The following is a 21184-nucleotide window of genomic DNA, read 5'->3' as shown; positions in this document are numbered from 1 at the left end:
AGAAAGGGCTTACTATGTTCCAAAAATTAAGAAAATCAAAAAAATTGTTATTAGTCGCTATGGCATGCGCAACCTTTGCTATTGCTGGTTGTGGTTCTGATACAACTAAGAATACTGCTGATAATGGCAATGCGGTAACATGGAGTGAAACATTTGACGGTACAAAAACTGACTTTGCTGTAAAATCCGCTCCTACCCATGCAGTATCCATGTCCCAAGCAACTACAGAAATGATGCTCCAACTAGGTCTTGAAGATAAGATGGCTGGTACAGCTTTCAAAGAAGAAGAAATCTATCCACCTCTACAAGCGGCCTATGACAAGGTAAAAGTATTATCCGACAAATGGCCGTCCTACGAAGTATTCATGTCCGTAAAGCCAGACTTTGCAACAGGCTGGCCTGACTCCTTCAGCAAACGCGCTATTCCTGCAGATAAAATGATCGCTCAAAAGGTTAATATTTGGCTTCCTGAATCCATGTTGTCTACGAAAGCGGATTTAGAAACTAACTTCAACGACATGATTAAATTAGGTGAAATCTTCGGCGTTAAACCTAAAGCTGAAGAATGGGTTGCAGGTCAACGAAAAACGTTAGAAGCTATCCAAGCTAAATTAAAAGACTTACCTCGTAAACGGGTATTCATTTATGACTCTGAAGATGGCCAACCATTCACAGCCTTCGAAGGTTACACTACAAACATCTTGAAACTTATCGGCGCTGATAACGTAATGAGCGGTTTAGGCGTTGATAAAACATGGGCTAAAGGTTCTTGGGAAACTGTAATTGCTCAAAATCCTGATTACATTATTATTGCTGACTATGGTAACTCCATTCGCAACGATGATGATTTCCAACAAAAAATTGAAAAAATCAAATCTAACCCTCAACTTCAAGATATCACTGCTGTAAAAGAAGGTCATTTCATTCGTGTAAAACTATCTGAGATCACACCTGGCGTTCGTACAGTAGATGCTTTAAAACGTTTAGCTGAAGAAATTCACGGCGTAAAAATCGACTAACGATTTACTCAGCTATGAAAGTATTCTATTAACTAGTCCTATAAGTTAATAAAATTATATATAGTATTAGATAGTATTTGTCCTAGGTAGTTAAATATACTGTGACATATACTATATGTAACGGAAAAGGTCCCAATTCAATGAATTGGGACCTTTTTCGTACTACTTGTATTGCACACAGCATATTGTTAGAGAGTAGAGATGTGTTGTAGTTGAAAGATTTAAATAATGGGTTATTGTAAAATAGATTAAAAGTTTATTATGTTTATATGCTGTGACAATGCCTATTTATACATTTCTAGTACATTGTTGCCTATAGCGTTTATCATTATTTGCCTTGATGGCCATAATCAATGGTTTGAGTGAAAGAAACTCTTCATCACTTAGTCGAATGGTTCTACCAATACGTTTAATCGGATTACGTGGGCGCCCGGCACCGCGTCTAGTTCCACCCCATGCCATATACATACCTCACTTTTCACTTGAAAAACTCCTTCTACCGATAGTATAACCTCTGCTACATAAGTATGCAACAGTTATTCATTATAAACAATCCTAAAACAACTGTTAAACAAGCAATAAACTGTATTTATTAATAAAATGCATAATTAAGAAAACCACATATTTATAAGCATTTCTCTATATTCAACTTGAATTATAACATTAACGTTGCCAAATATAGATAAATCGCTTTTATAGAATATAGTATTTAAAACCTAGTGTATATCAACATTCTTTGATGACAGGTTCATAATAAACTAAAAAAAATAGTAAAATCTAATTGATAAATTGTATAACTCAATTAATCCAATTCTTAAACAACAGAACTAAAAAAAGACTGCTCTCGCAGTCTTTTTTAGTTTTATATAGCTATTTATTAACCAAATAATAAGTGACCGATTTCATAAGCAATAGCCGCTACAATACCAGATAATGGAATTGTTACAAACCAAGCTAACACCATCGATCTTGCTACGCCCCAGTTAACAGCTTTAAGACGTTTAGAGGAACCTACGCCAAGCAAGGAACCACTTACAACGTGTGTCGTACTTACAGGTAAATGTAAGAATGTAGCTGTAAAAATAGTGATAGCAGAGTTTAAGTCAGCAGCAAAACCATTAATTGTTTCTAGTTTGAAAATCTTAGTCCCCATGGTGGAGATGATTTTCCAACCACCCACTGCTGTACCCATAGCCATAGCCGTAGCACAACAAAGTTTAACCCATAATGGTACATCCAATGTATCAATGAAGCCACCACTAAGCAAAGTTAACGTAATAATCCCCATCGCCTTTTGCGCATCATTAGAGCCATGTGAGAAGGCCATCATGATGGCAGATACAATTTGCATGGATCTAAATCTATCATTTAGTACAATTGGAGAGAATCTACCAAAGATAAGCAACAATACTTTCATCACAATATAGCCACCAATCATGGCTACAATTGGAGATAAAATAAGGGATAAGAAAATTTTTAAAATACCTGCCTCATTTAAGGCATCAAAGCCTACGGACCAGCCTACAGCACCGATGATACCACCGATAAGCGCATGAGATGAGGAGCTCGGAATCCCCCAATACCATGTAAGCAAGTTCCATGTAATGGCACCGATAAGAGCAGCCGAAATGATTCCACTGTTGATAAGAGATGCAGACATTACGATATCTCCACCGATTGTCTTTGCAACCCCTGTACTAACCATGGCCCCCAAGAAATTGAGTGCAGCCGTCATCATAATAGCCTTTTTAGGCTCAATAGCACGGGTCGAAACAGATGTGGCAATGGCGTTCGCCGTATCGTGGAAGCCATTGATATAGTCGAAGGCTAATGCTAAAAATACTACTAGCCATACTAAATAATGAGACTCAAGCATATTTCAATACTACCCGGCGGAATGTACCTACCAAATCTTCGCAACCATCGATTACATCCTCCATGGCGCTAAGGATTTCCTTCCATTTGATAATTTCAATAGGATCTGTACACTCAGTGAAGAGTTTAGCCATTTCTTCGTGGTAAATATTATCCGCTTCAGACTCAAGTTTTAATACTTGGTGTACACGGCCTTCTACCTTCACATGGTCCTTTTTAAGGCTACCCATATAACCAATAGATTTATTAATATGCTTAACGCATTTTACAACGATTTCACTCATACGGATAGCACCATCACTTGGCTTACCAACGTGGTACATAACCATTTTATCCATGATTTCTTTAATATTATCCAATGTAGTATCCAATTGGTCGATTAGAAGCTGAATATCTTCGCGATCCATTGGAGTGATAAATGTTTTACGCAAACGTTCTACAGTTTCGGTTACTAATTCATCGGCAGCTTTTTCCTTTGTATCAATTTCAAGAAAAGCCTCTTCTTTAGAGATATCGCCTTTAAACACACGTTCCATCATCTCTGCACTTTCATATGTAAGAGCAGCATGATTTTCTAAAATACTGAAAAATTTTTCTTCTTTTCCTTTTAATTTAAAAGCCATGAAGATCCTCCTGAAACAGTATTGATTGCTTCTATAAATATAATTTAATTATAGCACACTAACCATAATTCCTAAACAATTTACCAATTTCTATATTCTAACCACTATGCGTATATGGCATATATACTATTCATTAGCGTGAAAGTATCAACAACATTTAGATATCATACAGGTGGCGCCTAAATATTCTAAATAAAAAAGCAGATAGGTGATTGAAATATCAACTATCTGCCGTTTATCTTAAGCCATATATGCTTTTATAGTATGTATCAATTAACTATAGTTAACTGTTACATTTACTGTTAATTGTTACGGTTAACTATTTTTAGCTATTAGTTATTAGCTTCCGCTGCTGCTTTAGCTGCTTCTGCGGCCTTTTTCAAGTTAGGCACAGATGTTGGGCATGTAGCAGGTGTACAAGCACCATTAGGGCCCAAATCTTCAGAGCGGTTCACAAATGTTGTATGTAACATGTGATGTGCTTTATGGCTCATAGGTTTGCCATCGAAGAACTCAGCATATAATTTTTGGATATCTGGATTATCACAAGCTGCTTTTACTTTTACTTCCGCATCACGAGTGTACAAGGACGCAATACGAGCTTCACGAGCTTTATCAGCCATTGGTAATTTAACGCGTGGTTGACCACCACCACCGATACAGCCACCACGGCAAGCCATTACTTCAATGAAGTCATAATGGATATTTTCTGCACGCATGCGTTCGATGAATTTACGCAAGTTGCCTGTACCATGAACAGCCGCCACATGTAATGTTTTATCGCCAATGACTACGTCTGCTTCACGAGCACCGTCCATACCACGAATTGCTTCGAATGGGATCAATGTTTGAGGTGCATCTTCACCAGTTGCTAATTTGTAAGCCGCACGCATAGCCGCTTCCATAACGCCACCAGTGTTACCGAAGATGATACCACCACCAGATGCTTCACCCATCAATGGATCAAATGCAGAATCTTCTAATTCATCAAAGTTGATTTCTTCTGCACGTAACCATTTTGCAAGTTCACGTGTAGTAATACAGTAGTCTGTATCGCGCATTTCTGGTACATCCCAGTATTCAGCAGAGGAGTTCATTTCGTCACGACGAATTTCGAATTTCTTAGCTGTACAAGGTGTTACTGCAACAGCAACGATTTGTTTTGCATCAAGGCCCATTTTTTCAGCAAAGTATGTTTTTTGCGTAGGCGCTTGCATAGCGATTGGACTCTTAGCAGTAGACAAGTTTGGCAAGAATTCTGGATAGAATGTTTCAGCAAACTTTACCCAAGCAGGGCAACAAGATGTGAATTGAGGCAATACGGAATCACTATTGATAACGCGTTCCAACAACTCAGATGCTTCCTCCATGATAGTCATGTCCGCACCAAAGTTTGTATCGAGAATATAGTCGCCACCTAATTTACGAAGAGCAGCTACCATTTTACCTTCTACGAATGTACCCGCATCAAGACCAAATTCTTCACCTAAGCCAACACGTACAGCAGGTGCAGTTTGGAATACAACGATTTTATTAGGGTCAGCAATAGCTGCTTTTACTTCATCAATTTCAGAGCGTTCATTGATGGAATCAAATGGACAAATAGATGCACATTGACCGCAATGAATACAAATTGGATGATCCCCATTTGTTGTTAAATCATAATAATCAAATACGCCCATGTCTACAGCACACGCTTTACGACATAAGGAGCAGTTTTTACATTTGGATAAATCTTGAACTAAAGCAATATTGCCGTCTTCAATCGGTACGCGACGGTCTAAAAATTGGTACTTACTCATGAGTTCCTCCTACTTAGGTAACGTTGTTATCGTTAATCGATGAAATTATACTATAAATTGTGACTTTTATCAATAAATTTACATGTAATTCCTTTGCATAACAGATATTAAAAAATCGCATGCTATAAGGAATTATAGGCGTTCTTCCAATTCCATCCACCGTTCTGTGAGCGCATCTATTTGGGATTGAGTCTCTTCTCGCTCAGCCATCAAGGATTGCATCTTCTCATAATCAGTAGCAACTTGACTAATCATGACATCGAGGCCCTTTACTAAATGCTCTAATTTAGGCAATTCCTCCATGATACTAGCATACTCCGCTTCTTCCGCTTTATTTAGCCCCTTCTTTGGTGCTTCTTTGAAAGTATCTCCCCCAGAAGTTGTGAGGCTACTATCATTCCCATCTGCTGTGTTTCCTAACGATGAATCATCACTAGCATTACTAGGTGCAGCCCCTTCCAATTTTTCATCTTTAGAAGTAACAGATGTACCTGTATTAGCCATATAAAATGGGCGCTTTCCACCGCTACTTTCATCTAAAGAATCCTTGTAGTCAGAATAGGAGCCATGAACAATCTCAATATGGCCATCACCACTGAACACAAAGAGTTTGTCCACAACGCGGTCTAGGAAATAACGATCGTGGCATACGGTGATAATGACACCACTAAAGGAGTCAAGGAAGTCCTCTAGTACCTCTAATGTAGGAATATCAAGATCATTGGTCGGTTCGTCTAGCAACAAAACATTAGGAGCGCTCATAAGCAATTTTAGTAGATACAACCGACGTCGTTCGCCACCTGAAAGTTTACGGATTGGCACACCATGTAGCTCAGGTGTAAATAGGAATCGTTCAAGAATCTGACCAGCACTCAATGTAGAGCCATCGCCCAACACCATATACGAATAGTCTTCCCGAATATAATCGAGAACACGCATATCTTCATCAAACTCTGGCAGTTCTTGTTTGAAGTGTGCAATGCGAACTGTCTCGCCTTTACCAATCGTACCGCTTGTAGGTTCATAGGTTCCATCAAGAATATTCATAAAGGTGGACTTGCCAACCCCATTAGGACCAACGATACCGATACGATCATGACGCACTACATGATAGGTAAAATCCTTAATCATAGGACGCTCACCAAAGTAGAATGCCAAATGTTCAATATCAAAGATGGTTTTCCCTAAACGCGTTTTTAAAGCAATAGGATCCATTTGATCCGGGCGTCGGGTCTTCTCCATATTCTTAAGTTTTTCATAGCGGTCTAAACGAGCCTTTTGTTTTGTCGTTCTCGCCAACGCACCACGGCGTACCCATTCGATTTCTCGTTTTAAGAACTGACGACGCTTCTCTTCTGTAGCTGCCTCACGAGCCTCTCGATCAGCCTTTAAAGCAATAAATTCTTCATAATTACCATCGTATTGGTACATGCGACGATTCGATAATTCCAAAATACCATTACATACAGAGTCAAGGAAATATCTATCATGGGTACTGATTAATAATCCGCCTTGGCGGGCACTTAAATAAGATTCCAACCAATCGATACTATCTTCATCTAAATGGTTTGTCGGTTCGTCTAGCAATAATAGATCACAAGGATATAATAATGCCTGTCCTAACGCAAGGCGACGCTTTTGACCACCAGATAACATAGCCACCTTTTGATTCACATCAGGAAAACCTAACTTAGATAAAATAATACGCGCCTCTTGCTCCACTTGCCATCCATCTTGTTGGTCCATCTGCTCCAAGGCATTCATATAGTTCCGTGATACTTTAGCATCCTCACCACCAGCCTCTTGCATTTCGCGATATTCACGACTAATGCGCTCAAAGGATTGTACCATCCGTAAACGAGGATGATCACCATCAAGAACAGCTTCTAACAATGTAGAATCTGGATCAAACTCAGGTGTTTGTGCTAAATAATGTATACTGGCCTTACCATTTCGCTCAATGGTCCCCTTATCAGGCTCCATTTGTCCTGCCAAGATTTTTAAGAAGGTAGATTTACCTGTCCCATTAATGCCCACAAGACCTAGCCGTTTTTCGGTGGTAAAAGTAATATTTACCTCCTTAAACAGCAGTCGTGTGCCATATGATTTTTCTATGTTTTGTAAACTAATAACGTTCATCGTATGCTCCTATTGTGTCATTCTGATATTTATTATACTACACATTACCATTGACAGTAACAGGCCCCCTCAGTAGAATAAACGTAACGTATATATTCATGAGGAGGTCCACATGGCAGCAGATATCGTTTTAGACTTTTATGAAACTATCAATTTTGAACTTATCGATATCGATGGGTATGATACATTATTTACAGAGCTCTTGGAAGATGGCACCTATGCAACTGTGTCCGATGATGACGGTCATTTGCCAGAGGATTTAGAAACGCCAATCGTATTCAATGTATACGACGACAATGACTCCTTCCAATGGAGTGTGACCCTCGATGATTCTTACCAACTAAAAGACTTGTTAGATAGTGCTGAAAGCACAGATACATTCTTGGAAACACTTCAAAACATTCGACAAGAACATATTGAACAATACCAATAAAATCAGGACCACCCGTAAAACGGGTGGTTTGCTCACGGGCTATAAGCCCGTAGTACTAGGCCAGCGTCTAAAGGCGCTGGCTTTCACTACGTTCAAGCCGCATAGCCATTGACTCGTAACGGTCCCCTTAAAGGGGATATGTATTACTTGCTACCCTTAAAAGGGTCCTCATATTCTTTTACACTAAGTTTATCTTTCATTTGGTCATGTAATTCTTGCTCACGTATATATTTTTTTACGGTAGCTTCATTTAATCCTACCGTACTTACATAATATCCCTCGGACCAAAAGTGTCTATTTCCAAATTTATACTTTAAGTTTGCGTGTTTATCGAACATCATTAGCGCACTTTTACCCTTTAGATATCCCATAAAAGATGAAACTGATATTTTAGGTGGAATTAACACTAGCATATGCACATGATCTGCCATAAGCTCCCCCTCTATAATCTTGACGCCCTTATATTCACATAAACGTCTCAGTATTTCACGTAAACTATTTCTATATTGATTATATATAACTTTACGTCTATACTTAGGTGTAAATACTATGTGGTATTTGCATAACCATTTTGTGTGCGCAAGGCTCTGTGTCTTTGTTGCCATATAAAATCACCTTTCTTTTGTATATAATGCGGCTTGAACACCTACATTATACTTAAGCAAGGTGATTTTTTTGTATAACTTTCGTTGCCGCACCCGCATAGCGGGTGGTTTTATGATTCGCGACTACGTCGCGAACCAGTCTAAAGACAATAACAAAAGCGATGACCTTAGACAGGTCATCGCTTTTATAATTTTATGATAGAGCATATAACGTTTATTGAACCAACATCGTTAATGAAACATATCGAGCTATATAGCTTTTACAATCACTATAATTCTGTAAATACTAAACTATTAACTGATAGATTGCTCTGCTTTCACTAATTCTACCGGCGTCTCAGCATCTAATATGGCTATAAGACTATTTACGATATTAGCCGCACCATCCACATGCCATTCACGAGCGCGCTCAGACATTTGTTGAAGTCTTGGAGAGTTAATAAGAAGCGCGGTCACAACGTCTTCCAAGTTATGAATATCACGAGCCCAACGAGCACAACCTCGTTGTTCTAACAGCTCTGCATTGGCCTCTTCTTGCCCCGGGATGGCGTTAAAGAATACCATAGGCAACCCAATAGTAACCGCTTCCATACATGTTAACGCACCAGGCTTTGTAACTAGCAAGGAAGACGACTTCATAAGTTCCGAAATATTTGTAGTATACCCGTATACAATGGTCTTAGTTCGCATAGATTCACTAAGGGTAACTAAGGATTCATAAAGAGATGTATTCTGACCGGCTACGACAGTAATTTCATCAATACCGTTTACTTCATCTAAATGTTTTAATGCCGTTTCTAGAGAACCTAACCCTAGGCCCCCACCCATAACGAGCACTTTTACCGGTTTCTCTAAGATATATTCTTCAATAGCATCACGGAAGAAGGAGCGACGCACAGGAATACCTGATACATGGATGCGTGATTTATCAATACCAGCTGCTACCATTTCATCTACCATCGATTCAGTAGCTACATAGTATGTATCAATTTGTGGATATAGCCAAAATTGATGACTACTAAAATCTGTCATGATAGCCACTAATGGTACATCGATATGGCCTTGGCGTTTTAAGATAGATGCTGCACCACATGGGAATGGATGCGTAAATACCATTACATCTGGCTCCTCTTGTTGTACCAATTTGAGCATGCGGCTTTTCAATAGGTATGATAATGCAGTTTGCATAATCGTACCTCGTTTTTCCCCTTTTGATACGCGGTAAATCATATCATATAGCATCGGAAATACGTCGATCATCTTGATATACGTACCCTTGATCAAATGCTCTACAGACATGGTTTCTGTATCAAGAAAGTCCACATGCGTTATCGATGCTTGTGGTTCTTTCTCTTTCCAATATTCTTCTATGGCTCTGGCGGCCTGCATATGTCCTGTCCCAATAGAAGCGGACACGATGAGAACCTTCCGTGATCTTTCGTTATTCATAGTACACCCTTTCTCTGTGCATTATACCATAAATAGACGAAAAAAAGAGACCTCGAAAGGTCTCTTTCCAATCCGTTAGAGATTATTTTTTGCGTTTTTTAGCTTTTGCAGCGTTAACTTGTTCTTTCAAACCTTTACCAGCTTTGAATGCAGGGGATTTGGAAGCTGCGATAGTGATAGTTTTACCGTTTTGTGGGTTACGGCCTTCACGAGCTGCGCGTTCACGAACTTCGAATGTACCGAAGCCGATAACTTGTACTTTACCGCCAGCAGCTAATTCTTCAGCAACTGTGTCAAATACAGCTTTTACCGCTTTTTCAGCGTCTTTTTTAGTTAATTCAGTTTTTTGTGCAACACTTGCGATTAATTCTGTTTTGTTCATGACAGAACCTCCTTAAAAATACTATACCTAAGAAGCATGCAAACCTCTAGGCTACTTTTCCTGCACTTTAGCCTCCTCCCAAAAAGCATCCAGCTCAGCTAATGAAAAGTCTTCCCATGAGCGATCGCTTTGGTTAACACAAGCTTCTACATGTAAAAAACGCTGTCGGAACTTTGTGTTTGTGCGATTTAGTGCATTTTCACCGCTTATTTTATACCATCTTAATAGATTAATCAAGGAAAAAAGCACATCTCCCGCTTCTTTTTCCATATTTTCTCTATCTTCTTGGGCAATAGCTTCCTTAAATTCATCCATTTCTTCGGAAACTTTCGCCCAAACTGGATCGAGCTCATCCCAGTCAAAACCTAGCTTTGCAGCCTTTTCTTGTAGTTTGTAAGCCGCTACTAATGCAGGTAAACCTTTGGATACACCATCCAATACAGATTTTTGTATATTTTTCTTTTCTTGCGCCTTTAATTCATCCCAACTGTATGATTTTTCATTATTTTCAGGGTCAAAAACATGGGGATGACGACGAATCATCTTTTCTGTAACGTCGTGAATTACATCTTCTAATGTAAATTGACCTGCTTCCTCAGCTAATTGACTGTGAAAGACAACTTGCAATAATACATCACCTAATTCTTCACGAAGATTTGGCATATCTTTATTGTCGATAGCATCTACTACCTCATAGGTTTCTTCGATGAAATATCGACGCAACGACTCATGAGTCTGTTTTTGATCCCAAGGACAACCATTCGGAGCACGCAAAGCTTTTACTACATCTACTAATGGTTGTACCGATACTGGCTTATCAGTATTGTTCTTCATATAGCTTAGCCTCCTCCTTATCTCGACGAGCTTGCAAGCGCTTACCTATAACTGGGAAATGATACATATCGGCTTTTACAACGGCCTTTGTTAACCATAAGGATAAACCATACACAAATACCGCTACAATAATAGCTGCTGCTACGGCACCACCGTTACCGAACAGTTCTACAGTCGTCACATACACCACCTGTGTAGCACCGCCCATAGCCATGGCAGACACTACAATTTTTAATAGCTCTAATTTATTGAGTACGGAGCCTACATATTTTTTAACAAATATATAGTTTATAAGTGCAGCAATAGCAAAGTTTAAATTCGTTGCCCATGCGGCACCATTAATACCAAGTTCAATAGTACCTGTCAATTGATAGTCCAAGAATGTCTTAGCCAATAGACCGATAAAAATGGCTACCATAGGAATAACCGTTCTACCTAAGCCCTGCAAAATGCCTGCTGTAATCTGTTGCCACCCTAAGAATATAATACTCAAGCTAATAACAGCAATAACAGGACCAGCATGAGGCGTTGCGTATATCAATTTAGATATAGGTGTCGCTAATACACAGAGCCCAATGCAGGCCGGTATAGTGAACATATTGGCAATCTTAATGGCTGTGCCGGCGCGCTGTACAATGCGGTGCACATCACCTTGGGCATGTGCCTCAGATACAGCTGGTACAAGGCTAGCCGCTAAGGATGTAGTCAAAATGATAGGCAAACCAATCAACGATGTAGCCATCCCTGTGAGATAGCCAAATTGTGTTGTCGCTTCATTGAGGTAATACCCAATATCCATCAATCGCTTTGGTACGATAAATGTATCGATAAGAGATACCATGGGCAACATAATATTAGCCATTGAAACTGGTATAGCCAAGCTAAATAGTCGTTTGACTACAGAGCCATTGCTTTCACCAATAGCATTGGGATTCTGCTGTGCCAACATTTGCGCTCGTACACGACGTTGACGATAGTAAAAGTAAATTAATACGAGTAATCCCGCTAATACGCCAGGGAATGTAGCAAAGGTTGCACCACCAGCCGCTAAGTGTAACCCTCTATCAATGAAGTAATAGGCTAAGCCCACCATAGAGGATACGCGGAAGATTTGTTCAAAGACTTGGCTAGTCCCAGTAGGAACCATGTATTGGAAGCCTTGGAAGTAACCTCTAAAACAACTTAAAATCGTAACGATAAAGATTGCTGGAGATAATAGCTGAATGGCGAGCAATGCACGAGGATCTGTAATAATATGAGAATCTATGAGCCACTGTGCACTGCCGTATAAAGCAACACTAAATACAAGTCCTAACAGTGTTAATACCTTTAAAGATACGGAAAATACTTGTTGTACGCCACGCATATCATCATTAGCTAGCTTTTCCGCAATCATAATAGATATGGCCACAGGAATACCTGCCGCGGAAATACTAACGATAATTTGATAAATCGGATAGGCCATCATATATAGGCCAATCCCTTCCCCACCGAGTACACGGGCAATAAGGACTTTACTGAAAGCACCAATAACCTTAACGATAATCCCAGCTAAGGTTAAAATCATAGCGCCCTTTAAAAATCGATTCATAGGCCCTCCTTAGACGATGATTTCTGGCTCAAAGCCTTCATCACCGCTTCCGTAATGGTCAAAATAGAACCTTTCATGCCTTTAAGGCTCACATACAATATGGCTGGCTTGGAGTCTGCAAATTTCATCTTTTTCCATAAATCTTCTCGCACAGCCCCCATATCCCAGTCGGCCATCTTAGAATCATCATGCCAATGGATAGTAAGCTGTTGATCTCTACGGACGATACTTTTAATGCCAAGTAAACGTGCTTGCTCTTTAATTTGGGCAATGCGCAATAATCGGTCTACTGGATCTGTTGGAGTACCGAATCGATCGATGAGTTCATCGGTCATATCATCAAGCTGTTCTTTGGATTTAATATGTAACAACCGTTGATATACGGAGATCTTACGAGCGCTATCCTTGATATACGCATCGTCGATAAAGGCATCTACCTCTAAGTCGATAGCTGGATCGATGGATACTTCCCGTTCAACTTCTTTATTTTGAGCCTTCGCAATGGCTTCTTCTAACATACTTACGTACATACCAAAGCCGACGGATGCGATATTACCATGTTGCTGCGAGCCTAATAAATTGCCAGCGCCGCGAATTTCTAAGTCGCGCATCGCCAATTTAAAGCCAGCACCGAGCTCTGTGAACTCTTCAATAGCTTTTAAGCGCTTTTCTGCCGCTTCAGAGAGCATTTTATCAGGACGATACATAAAGTATGCATAAGCCCGTCTACGAGAACGCCCTACACGGCCACGCATTTGATATAGCTGAGATAAACCTAAGCGGTCCGCATCATAAATGATGATGGTATTCGCATTTGGTATATCTAGACCTGTTTCGATGATACTAGTAGACAATAATACATCGTAATGGCCTTCATAGAAATCAGTCATGATTTCCTCAATTTGACGACCTGTCATTTGACCATGAGCAATAGCGTAACGTAAACCAGGCAAGGCCTCTTCTAATAACTCACCCATATGATTAATAGATGCTACACGGTTATATACAAAGTAAACCTGACCACCACGCGCTAATTCGCGCTTGATTGCATCGGCCACGAGGTTCATATCATATTCCACCACATAGGTTTGAACAGGTAGGCGCTCTTCTGGTGGCGTATTGATAACGGACATCTCACGAACACCAACGAGGGACATATGTAATGTCCGAGGAATTGGTGTGGCACTCAAGGTGAGTACATCAATATTATTGGCCCACTCTTTCCATTTTTCCTTTTGAGCTACCCCGAAACGTTGTTCTTCATCTACTACGAGCATACCTAAATCTTTGAAGACAACCTTTTTATTAAGCAACGAATGTGTGCCGATAAGAACATCAATAGAGCCATCCTCAACGCCTTTTAGAACTTGTTTTTTCTCTGCTGTACTGCGGAAACGATTGAGTACATCTACCTTGACACCAAATGGAGCAAAACGGTTCAAGAAGGTTTGGAAATGTTGCTGTGCCAAAACAGTAGTTGGAACAAGTACCGCTACTTGTTTGCCGCTCATAACAGCCTTAAAGATGGCACGCATGGCCACCTCTGTTTTACCAAAGCCTACGTCACCTGCTAGCAAACGGTCCATAGGAACTGGTTTTTCCATGGATGCCTTTATTTCTGCTGTTGCTTGTAATTGATCTTCCGTTTCTTCATAAGGAAATGCATCTTCAAATTCCTGCTGCCATGGTTGGTCAGGCAAGAATGCAAAGCCTTGCGTTATTTCACGCTGTGCATAGAGGTCAACTAACTTATCTGCTAAATCATCAATAGATTTCTTTGCCTTTGTAACAACCTTAGCCCAGTCACGGCCACCCATTTTATTGATGCGCGGCACATCACCTTCATTACCAATATACTTTTGTAATTGATCTAAGTTGTTGGCAGGTAAGAATAATTTATCTGATCCCGCATAGTCAATTTCAATATAATCCCGATGAATCCCTTCTGTTTCTATCGTTTTAAGACCAATATACTTACCAATACCGTGCATACTATGAACTACATAGTCACCAGGCGTTAAATCCGTAAAGTAATTGATTTCTTGGCCCTTTTTAGGCTTGTTCCGAAGTTTGCGTTTTTGTTGTCCGTAAATATTACCTTCTACGACAACTACTAAATGGCTATTTGGTAATTCAAAGCCATCGGTCAATAAACCTTGTAAGATAACTACCGTATTAGGCTTTGCAATCCATTCCGCACTATGAACAAAGGCAATACCTTCCCCTTCAAGAGCACGTTCAATTCCTTCTCTTCGTTGCTGATTATTTAATACCAATACAACTTGATGTTTTAAGCGATGCCATTGTTTAATCTCATCGGTTAATAAAGGAATTTGACGCTCAAAGCTCGTCATCGTCTTGCCTTGAATACCAATCGGGGTAAATCCAGCTAAGCCGATAGAACGTTGTTGCATAAATGTGAAAGCTACTTGATTCGTCGCTTCTACAGTACGTTGCAATTCACTCCAGTCACAATGATTTTTACGATGTGTTGGATCCTCCTTGAGGAATTTCTTTAATGCTTCCTGAATACGACCAGGCTCATCGTAAATGAGGGTGCCTTCTTTCACATATGATAATAAGGTGCAATCTGCATCACTTTTACCAAGAAAGAAAGGTGTCACTGTATAAGAATCAATTTGTTCAATGGAACGTTGGTTCTCCACAGAGAAGAACCGCAACGTATCAATTTCATCCCCAAAGAACTCAATACGTATCGGGTGTTCACTATTAACAGGATATATGTCTAAAATATCCCCGCGCACGGCAAAATGACCACGTTGTTCCACCTGGTCTACACGTTCATATCCAATTGTAACGAGCTGTTCAAGAGCTGTATCGCGTTCAATCGTATCATTCAAAGAGAAATGTAACGACTGTCCTTTTAAATATTGTGGAGATACCACATATTGTGTAACCTCTTCAGCATTCGCAATGACTACGGCAGGTTCCTGCCATGCAAGCAATGCTAAAGCACGCATTTGAGCCCCTTGGTCCTCAAGGCTACGAGCAATCGTTGTAAAGTCCACATGATCTGTTATAGGAAATGATAGAACAGGAATATTAGTCCAGAAAAAGGCTAAATCTCGTTCCCACATCTCTTTATGGTCCTTATCATGGACTACGATAACCACAGGCTTTGTAAGACCCGTAGAAAAAGCTTGGTTTAAGAGGAAACTCTTTTGAGATCCACTAAGACCATATATGACTGACTTCCCTTTCCGCTGAAATGCGTTTAGCCCATCCACAAAGGATGGGTTCTGTGAAAGCAGTTGTGTTAATGTATTATCCATACTGCACCATATAGTATTACTATGATTATATTAATTAAATAGTTCTAACTCATTTATTATAACACATAACGGCATAGTTAATTTTCTATCTATGTTATGCCTTACTAATCACGCTTGTTTGTACCTAATTAAAAGCGCTTAGTCTTATGTATGCCCATTAATAAAGCTAATTTTAGGCAAAAAAAATAGCACCTCTAAAGGTGCAATAAAGTTGGTGCGGGAGAAGGGACTTGAACCCCCACGCCGTAAGGCGCCAGATCCTAAGTCTGGTGCGTCTGCCAATTCCGCCACTCCCGCGTCTCAACTGAAATAATAATATCATGTATAGAATTCATCGTCAATCATTTTTTTAGAATTAACTTAAATTTCATGTATCCCCTAAAAATAAAAAGAGACTGACCCAGAATCCGAACTACTAGAATCCTGGGTCAGCCTCTTTTTTAGGATGATGATGAATAAATGCATGCCCTACATTTACCATAAAATATATTAACAGTCATAACACATGTCATGCTGGTAATACCAAGAAGGTATTATTCACCATGACCATGCCATCGACATTAAGGTCTTTCGAATACAATTTAAATCATCTCTGATAAAAATCGTATAGAACTAAAAAATCCTTTTTACGGGTACGTAAAAAGGAGCTACTAACTTCTCCTCCCTATCTCTCGTAGGTCAAATGGTGAATGTTGAATAGGCAGTTCTCCTGACTCGGCGTCATCGCTCATCTAGCCTTCCCAGTTTCCCAGTGACTTAATTTAGACTCGCTCGACCATACAGTGGCGGGACCGTGCTGGCATTTAACCAGCTTCTCTATTATGCTTTTCAGCACCTATTCCCAAATATGATGTTTTCTATGAGTTAATATTAACACCACTATCGTATTAAGTCAATTTATTTTTGTAATTTAATTTATTCATCTTTTATTCATCTATTGCCATATATGATATTTTTAATTACAATATAAAGGTATCTAAAAATAGGAGGAATCTATGTATATCGGAGATTTCATTAAAGAATATCGCGAAGCTAATGGTGTATCTATCGAAGACTTTGCGAACAAAGCAAGCTTAACAGTTACTGAGATTGAAGCATTAGAAAAAAACATCCAAGAAGATGGTACTGTAGTACCTGTTGCAATGCGCCAGATCAAGGGTATTGCAGCAGCTATGAATGTACCAATGCCTGTAGTCATGGCTCAGATTCCTTCTAATCAAGAATTAGTTGTACATGTGGTTGCTGAATCTGATCAGCCACATGCGAAGTAATAAGGAGAATACATGAAGCGTAGTTTATTAATTGCAGCGGCTTTTACAATCTTAGGTATCCTCCCTTCTCAAGCAGTTAATATTGCTGATTTAGAGAATGCCAGAGGTTATGCCTACTTATATCGTATGAATGGCCAAAATTATTACGCAGAACAACGCGTTAAGGTCATCGCAGGAGAAGGTAATAAATTTGAAATTGTAGCCCGCACATATAGTCATCAAGGTGCTCAATATTATATGACAGAGTATATAAACCATTATTACTTTGATCAAGATGCGGATACGATTCAATGGGTTCAAGAACAACGTAATATCATCGATGCCCGTACAGGCAGAGTATTACGTGAGGAAAAACGACCTAAAGCTAAATTAATTACCTTAAAACCAGATACGTATGGTTATATGCAAGCTATCTACTGGAGAGATCTTGCTGTAGCTGCAGGGCAGCTAAAATAAGGTAAAACACTTTAAATCTAATTAGATTTAAAGTGCTGAAACTAAAAGACTCTACACAATTATGTGTAGAGTCTTTTTGGGTTATAGGACAAAACGTGTTGGTACTTTAATCCCAATCATTGAAAGATAATTTGTCATAGTTATGCAAATCACCCCAAGAAATGGCATCCCCCCAAGTTGGAATTATGCCTTGAAGTTGGGCTCTTTCATTCATAGAACTATATATTTTAGAAATACTTGCATCAGTTGGCATTACCTTAAGTATTTCTTTTGCAGAAAGCGGTCTTGGTGAGTGTAAATAACACCACCAAAAGACCGCTTTTATACGTTTTTCTACAGACATTCCTCGATGGTAACGCAATAAACGTCTGAGTTGTGCGTTTACTCCGCCTTCAATAGGGTTATTAGTCTTCGGACATTCTTTATCCAACACCAATGTTTCATCTAAATATCGAAACATTGTCTCTGTATTAATTAATACCACTAGAGAGTTATAGGCTTTTAGTAATCGTTCATGCGTAGCTCTTAAATTATCATTACTATCACGTGTCATTTCATTTAGAAACTCTTTAAAAGTCACCCTCCAATTAAATAATCGTTGAATCCATATTTTTGCATCTTCCTGTGTTTTTACGTTATATAAATCGCTTGCTAAATCTTTTAACATAATGCCTGCTAATGTCTTAGGCCGCCTAGTAGTGTAACGATGTACTTGCCATACGGCATGAACAATACAACGTTGAAGCTTGGCGGTACGCCAAACTTTTTTTAATGCTTTTCTAAGACCAGGTCCACCATCAGAAACGACCACAATGGGGGTCGCTATTCGCTGCATAAGAGCTTGCCATGAGCGAGACTGTTCTGACCTACATAAATACCACCCTAATACATATTCACCATCATAACAGATCAAAATACAAGCTTTTTTAGCTAAGTAAATACCATCAACGAATACCACATCTCTCGAGGTTTCAATTTTGGGCGGCATAGGCCATATTTGCCAGAAATCAGCTATCTGTCTACGAAATGTACGGCCCTGCCCAGGCATGTCCTGTTGTGTTTCTTTACTAAATAACCAATTTAGAAATCGATGAAAACATTTAGTAGTATTATCAATAGTTTGTGTAAAGGTGATGTTACACTGCTTACAATGCCATCGTTGTGATCCAGCTTTAGTTTTCCCATATTTTTGACAAGAAAATCCACAATTTATACATCTTACCAGCATGATTATTCCCTCCACTTAGAACACGATTTTCTAAGAAGATATAACCTTATTGAAGCCAGTAAAATCAAGGGTTTCGGGACTTTTTACCAACACATTTTGTCCACCCTCTAAGTTTATCAAAAGAACTTAAAATAGCGATGGAGCCAGTAAATTACTGGCTCCATCGCCTATAAAACCAACACGTTTTGTCCTATAACCCGTCTTTTTAATAGATAAATGGTTTTTGCAAAAATAAAAAAGCACCACATTGCTGTGATGCTTTCATTTGGTGACCCAGAAGGGATTCGAACCCCTGGCCTTTTGATTCGTAGTCAAACGCTCTATCCAGCTGAGCTACTGAGTCATGTACTTGGTACTCACTTATATTAACATAACGCTTACATCTATGCAAGCATTTTTTTAATATTTTTTGAGTAATTTTATGGACATGCGGTCCGAAGACCGCAATCCAAATTTGGCAGGGGCAGTAGGACTTGAACCCACAACCAACGGTTTTGGAGACCGCTACTCTACCAATTGAGCTATACCCCTATGTTCATCAAGCTGTGCTTGATACTTGATTAGTTTAACAAAAATTAGGTCCCATGTCAAGAAACAAAGCCCTTTAAAATAATGAAATAATAGTGAATTTAAAAGGAAAAAGAGCCCTTTCACAAGGGCTCTTATGTCTACCTAACTTTTACCTTTATATATACGGGAGATGGTATATATAATTAGAGAGTTTTGTATATGTATTGTTTTGTTTATACACAGGGAGAGTATTGTTGTGTATTTAAGTGTTGTTTTATGTGTTGTATTGTTTTGTGTTGTGTTGTTTGTATTATTTGTAAAAGGGACAGGTAAAAGTTATTTGCAGTAGACCTCCATTTCCTTAGTTGATCTCAATCAACTATTGCTAGTATAAAGATTATATGTGAAAACATAGTGAAAGTTATATGAGATATAAATGAAATGAGTAAATTTTGGTGCATATTTAGGCAATACTAATGTAAGTATAAACCCAGTATTTATCTATATTTATAGCTTTATATGTGAATTTCAGGTAAACCTATGCATGAATAGAATATGTAGTAGATAGTGATTATTAAAATTTAAAATTAAAGTAATATTAATTACATAAAGATGATTAATTAGTAAAGTTGATTAAAGAATAACTTGTATAATGATCTATTAAAGCAGTTAAACATAAACTATTATGTATAGATATCGCAGTAAAAAGAGTAAAATTAGGGCTATATGGTAGATATTTGATCATTAAGAGGTAAATCTCCATTGAATAATATAGTGGTTATTTAGGGATAAATATTTAAAGATAGATATGAATGAATAATGTATATGTTACATAAATTGGGATGAGGTTTATATGTAATATGTATTTACATGTATTTGGAGCTACTCAACTGGTTTACGGTTCGGTAACATTGGCACGTTGTGCCTCGTTACCGTATGGATAGAGTTGGATACTACCACTAGCCGCAGTATGCTTAATCAGCGAGTTCTTATGTACGGTTCTTCCCTCCAGGATACTGGGTGTTCGTCGCTGTGGATGGACCTATGTAGCTGCGCTACATGTCCATCTTACGCTCCGAACTAAGCGATGCAGTGAATCTGTCGTCGCTTCGCTTCTCCATCTTCTACTGCCCTGCTTACCAGGTACCCTGGGAGGATAGGAAGCCATACATAAAAAAAAGACACACCCTCAGGTGTGCCTTTAGCTTAATCAGCGGCTTCCTATCCTCCCAGGCCGTCTCCAGCCAAGTACTTTCGGCGTTTATGAGCTTAACTACTGTGTTCGAGATGGGAACAGGTGGATCCTCATAGCCATCGCCACTGAATCTGTCAGAGTTTGTACTCTGAAAACCACATAGAAGTTATATATATTTGTTGCACATTCTGCTTAATGTTTTGTTTAAGTAAAGCCCTCGATCTATTAGTACCAGTCAGCTCCAAACCTCACGGCTCTTCCACACCTGGCCTATCAACCATGTCGTCTACATGGGATCTTACTAGCTTATGCTATGAGAAACCTCATCTCAAGGCTGGTTTCACGCTTAGATGCTTTCAGCGTTTATCCGTCCCGAACGTAGCTACCCAACTGTACCCTTGGCAGGATAATTGGTACACCAGCGGTTCGTCCACTCCGGTCCTCTCGTACTAGGAGCAGCCCCCTTCAAGTTTCTTGCG

General features: G+C 39.2%; 16 protein-coding genes, 3 tRNA genes, 2 rRNA genes and 1 riboswitch (1 of these 22 cut by a window edge). Of the genes, 4 read left to right on the top strand and 17 right to left on the bottom strand.

The window, feature by feature from the left end; genetic code table 11:
• Positions 1–14 precede the first annotated feature (14 nt).
• On the top strand, positions 15–1019 hold the full coding sequence (locus EL171_RS02310) for an ABC transporter substrate-binding protein (protein WP_005385714.1): 1005 nt from the start codon (positions 15–17) through the stop codon (positions 1017–1019).
• Positions 1020–1307: 288 nt separating this feature from the next.
• On the opposite strand, the gene EL171_RS09910 is transcribed toward EL171_RS02310, so the two are convergent.
• The 5 genes from EL171_RS09910 to EL171_RS02290 form a co-directional block, all read right to left on the bottom strand.
• Positions 1308–1481: a hypothetical protein gene (locus tag EL171_RS09910; protein WP_005385712.1), complete on the bottom strand. Its 174-nt coding sequence runs from the start codon at positions 1479–1481 to the stop codon at positions 1308–1310.
• A gap of 415 nt (positions 1482–1896) precedes the next feature.
• Entirely contained in the window at positions 1897–2895 is a 999-nt protein-coding gene (locus EL171_RS02305) for an inorganic phosphate transporter (protein WP_005385710.1), read from the bottom strand.
• Positions 2888–3517: a DUF47 domain-containing protein gene (locus EL171_RS02300; protein ID WP_005385708.1), complete on the bottom strand. Its 630-nt coding sequence runs from the start codon at positions 3515–3517 to the stop codon at positions 2888–2890. Before EL171_RS02300 ends, EL171_RS02305 begins: the two co-directional genes overlap by 8 nt.
• Before the next feature lie 332 nt (positions 3518–3849).
• Entirely contained in the window at positions 3850–5319 is a 1470-nt protein-coding gene (locus EL171_RS02295) for a [FeFe] hydrogenase, group A (RefSeq protein ID WP_005385706.1), read from the bottom strand.
• Between the two features lie 132 nt (positions 5320–5451).
• Positions 5452–7458 carry an ABC-F family ATP-binding cassette domain-containing protein gene (locus EL171_RS02290; protein ID WP_005385704.1) on the bottom strand — a complete coding sequence of 669 codons (2007 nt, stop codon included), beginning with the start codon at positions 7456–7458 and terminating at the stop codon, positions 5452–5454.
• Between the two features lie 112 nt (positions 7459–7570).
• On the opposite strand from EL171_RS02290, the gene EL171_RS02285 reads away from it, so the two are divergent.
• Positions 7571–7891 carry a hypothetical protein gene (locus EL171_RS02285; protein WP_005385702.1) on the top strand — a complete coding sequence of 107 codons (321 nt, stop codon included), beginning with the start codon at positions 7571–7573 and terminating at the stop codon, positions 7889–7891.
• A gap of 143 nt (positions 7892–8034) precedes the next feature.
• Here the strand turns inward: EL171_RS02285 and tnpA are convergent, their stop codons facing one another.
• From tnpA to EL171_RS02250, 7 genes are all read right to left on the bottom strand, one after another.
• Complete coding sequence (gene tnpA, locus EL171_RS02280; RefSeq protein ID WP_005380067.1) at positions 8035–8496, bottom strand: IS200/IS605 family transposase; 462 nt, start codon at positions 8494–8496, stop codon at positions 8035–8037.
• Between the two features lie 294 nt (positions 8497–8790).
• Complete coding sequence (locus EL171_RS02275) at positions 8791–9945, bottom strand: MGDG synthase family glycosyltransferase (RefSeq protein ID WP_005385695.1); 1155 nt, start codon at positions 9943–9945, stop codon at positions 8791–8793.
• A gap of 82 nt (positions 9946–10027) precedes the next feature.
• Complete coding sequence (locus EL171_RS02270) at positions 10028–10327, bottom strand: non-specific DNA-binding protein Hbs (protein ID WP_005385694.1); 300 nt, start codon at positions 10325–10327, stop codon at positions 10028–10030.
• Between the two features lie 51 nt (positions 10328–10378).
• On the bottom strand, positions 10379–11161 hold the full coding sequence (gene mazG / locus EL171_RS02265; RefSeq protein WP_005385693.1) for a nucleoside triphosphate pyrophosphohydrolase: 783 nt from the start codon (positions 11159–11161) through the stop codon (positions 10379–10381).
• On the bottom strand, positions 11145–12752 hold the full coding sequence (locus EL171_RS02260; protein ID WP_005385692.1) for a putative polysaccharide biosynthesis protein: 1608 nt from the start codon (positions 12750–12752) through the stop codon (positions 11145–11147). The genes mazG and EL171_RS02260 overlap by 17 nt, the downstream gene beginning before the upstream one ends.
• Positions 12749–16045: a transcription-repair coupling factor gene (gene mfd / locus EL171_RS02255; RefSeq protein WP_005385691.1), complete on the bottom strand. Its 3297-nt coding sequence runs from the start codon at positions 16043–16045 to the stop codon at positions 12749–12751. Before mfd ends, EL171_RS02260 begins: the two co-directional genes overlap by 4 nt.
• Positions 16046–16257: 212 nt before the next feature.
• Positions 16258–16342 (bottom strand) — tRNA-Leu (locus EL171_RS02250).
• A gap of 385 nt (positions 16343–16727) precedes the next feature.
• Positions 16728–16899: riboswitch (cobalamin riboswitch) on the bottom strand.
• A gap of 141 nt (positions 16900–17040) precedes the next feature.
• On the opposite strand from EL171_RS02250, the gene EL171_RS02245 reads away from it, so the two are divergent.
• Together EL171_RS02245 and EL171_RS02240 are read left to right on the top strand one after the other, a co-directional pair.
• Positions 17041–17316, top strand: a complete 276-nt coding sequence (locus EL171_RS02245) for a helix-turn-helix domain-containing protein (RefSeq protein WP_005385690.1) — start codon at positions 17041–17043, stop codon at positions 17314–17316.
• Positions 17317–17328: 12 nt separating this feature from the next.
• Complete coding sequence (locus tag EL171_RS02240) at positions 17329–17772, top strand: hypothetical protein (RefSeq protein ID WP_005385689.1); 444 nt, start codon at positions 17329–17331, stop codon at positions 17770–17772.
• Positions 17773–17878: 106 nt separating this feature from the next.
• On the opposite strand, the gene EL171_RS02235 is transcribed toward EL171_RS02240, so the two are convergent.
• From EL171_RS02235 to EL171_RS02215, 5 genes are all read right to left on the bottom strand, one after another.
• Complete coding sequence (locus EL171_RS02235) at positions 17879–19000, bottom strand: IS1249 family transposase (RefSeq protein WP_005385687.1); 1122 nt, start codon at positions 18998–19000, stop codon at positions 17879–17881.
• A 266-nt stretch (positions 19001–19266) separates the two neighbouring features.
• Positions 19267–19343 (bottom strand) — tRNA-Arg (locus tag EL171_RS02230).
• Positions 19344–19455: 112 nt separating this feature from the next.
• A tRNA-Trp gene (locus tag EL171_RS02225) sits at positions 19456–19531 on the bottom strand.
• Between the two features lie 1187 nt (positions 19532–20718).
• Positions 20719–20835, bottom strand: a 5S ribosomal RNA gene (gene rrf, locus EL171_RS02220).
• A 75-nt stretch (positions 20836–20910) separates the two neighbouring features.
• A 23S ribosomal RNA gene (locus tag EL171_RS02215) occupies positions 20911–21184 on the bottom strand; it runs 2661 nt beyond the window's last position.

Source organism: Veillonella dispar (assembly GCF_900637515.1).
Classification (GTDB): domain Bacteria; phylum Bacillota; class Negativicutes; order Veillonellales; family Veillonellaceae; genus Veillonella; species Veillonella dispar.
The sequence above is the reverse complement of the archived record's forward strand: the minus strand, read 5'-3'. Positions and strand labels throughout refer to the sequence as shown.

Coding starts and splice junctions, on each gene's coding strand:
- EL171_RS02310 (WP_005385714.1), top strand. CDS start 15: ATGTTCCAAAAATTAAGAAAATCAAAAAAATTGTTATTAGTCGCTATG.
- EL171_RS09910 (WP_005385712.1), bottom strand. CDS start 1,481: ATGGCATGGGGTGGAACTAGACGCGGTGCCGGGCGCCCACGTAATCCG.
- EL171_RS02305 (WP_005385710.1), bottom strand. CDS start 2,895: ATGCTTGAGTCTCATTATTTAGTATGGCTAGTAGTATTTTTAGCATTA.
- EL171_RS02300 (WP_005385708.1), bottom strand. CDS start 3,517: ATGGCTTTTAAATTAAAAGGAAAAGAAGAAAAATTTTTCAGTATTTTA.
- EL171_RS02295 (WP_005385706.1), bottom strand. CDS start 5,319: ATGAGTAAGTACCAATTTTTAGACCGTCGCGTACCGATTGAAGACGGC.
- EL171_RS02290 (WP_005385704.1), bottom strand. CDS start 7,458: ATGAACGTTATTAGTTTACAAAACATAGAAAAATCATATGGCACACGA.
- EL171_RS02285 (WP_005385702.1), top strand. CDS start 7,571: ATGGCAGCAGATATCGTTTTAGACTTTTATGAAACTATCAATTTTGAA.
- tnpA (WP_005380067.1), bottom strand. CDS start 8,496: ATGGCAACAAAGACACAGAGCCTTGCGCACACAAAATGGTTATGCAAA.
- EL171_RS02275 (WP_005385695.1), bottom strand. CDS start 9,945: ATGAATAACGAAAGATCACGGAAGGTTCTCATCGTGTCCGCTTCTATT.
- EL171_RS02270 (WP_005385694.1), bottom strand. CDS start 10,327: ATGAACAAAACAGAATTAATCGCAAGTGTTGCACAAAAAACTGAATTA.
- mazG (WP_005385693.1), bottom strand. CDS start 11,161: ATGAAGAACAATACTGATAAGCCAGTATCGGTACAACCATTAGTAGAT.
- EL171_RS02260 (WP_005385692.1), bottom strand. CDS start 12,752: ATGAATCGATTTTTAAAGGGCGCTATGATTTTAACCTTAGCTGGGATT.
- mfd (WP_005385691.1), bottom strand. CDS start 16,045: ATGGATAATACATTAACACAACTGCTTTCACAGAACCCATCCTTTGTG.
- EL171_RS02245 (WP_005385690.1), top strand. CDS start 17,041: ATGTATATCGGAGATTTCATTAAAGAATATCGCGAAGCTAATGGTGTA.
- EL171_RS02240 (WP_005385689.1), top strand. CDS start 17,329: ATGAAGCGTAGTTTATTAATTGCAGCGGCTTTTACAATCTTAGGTATC.
- EL171_RS02235 (WP_005385687.1), bottom strand. CDS start 19,000: ATGCTGGTAAGATGTATAAATTGTGGATTTTCTTGTCAAAAATATGGG.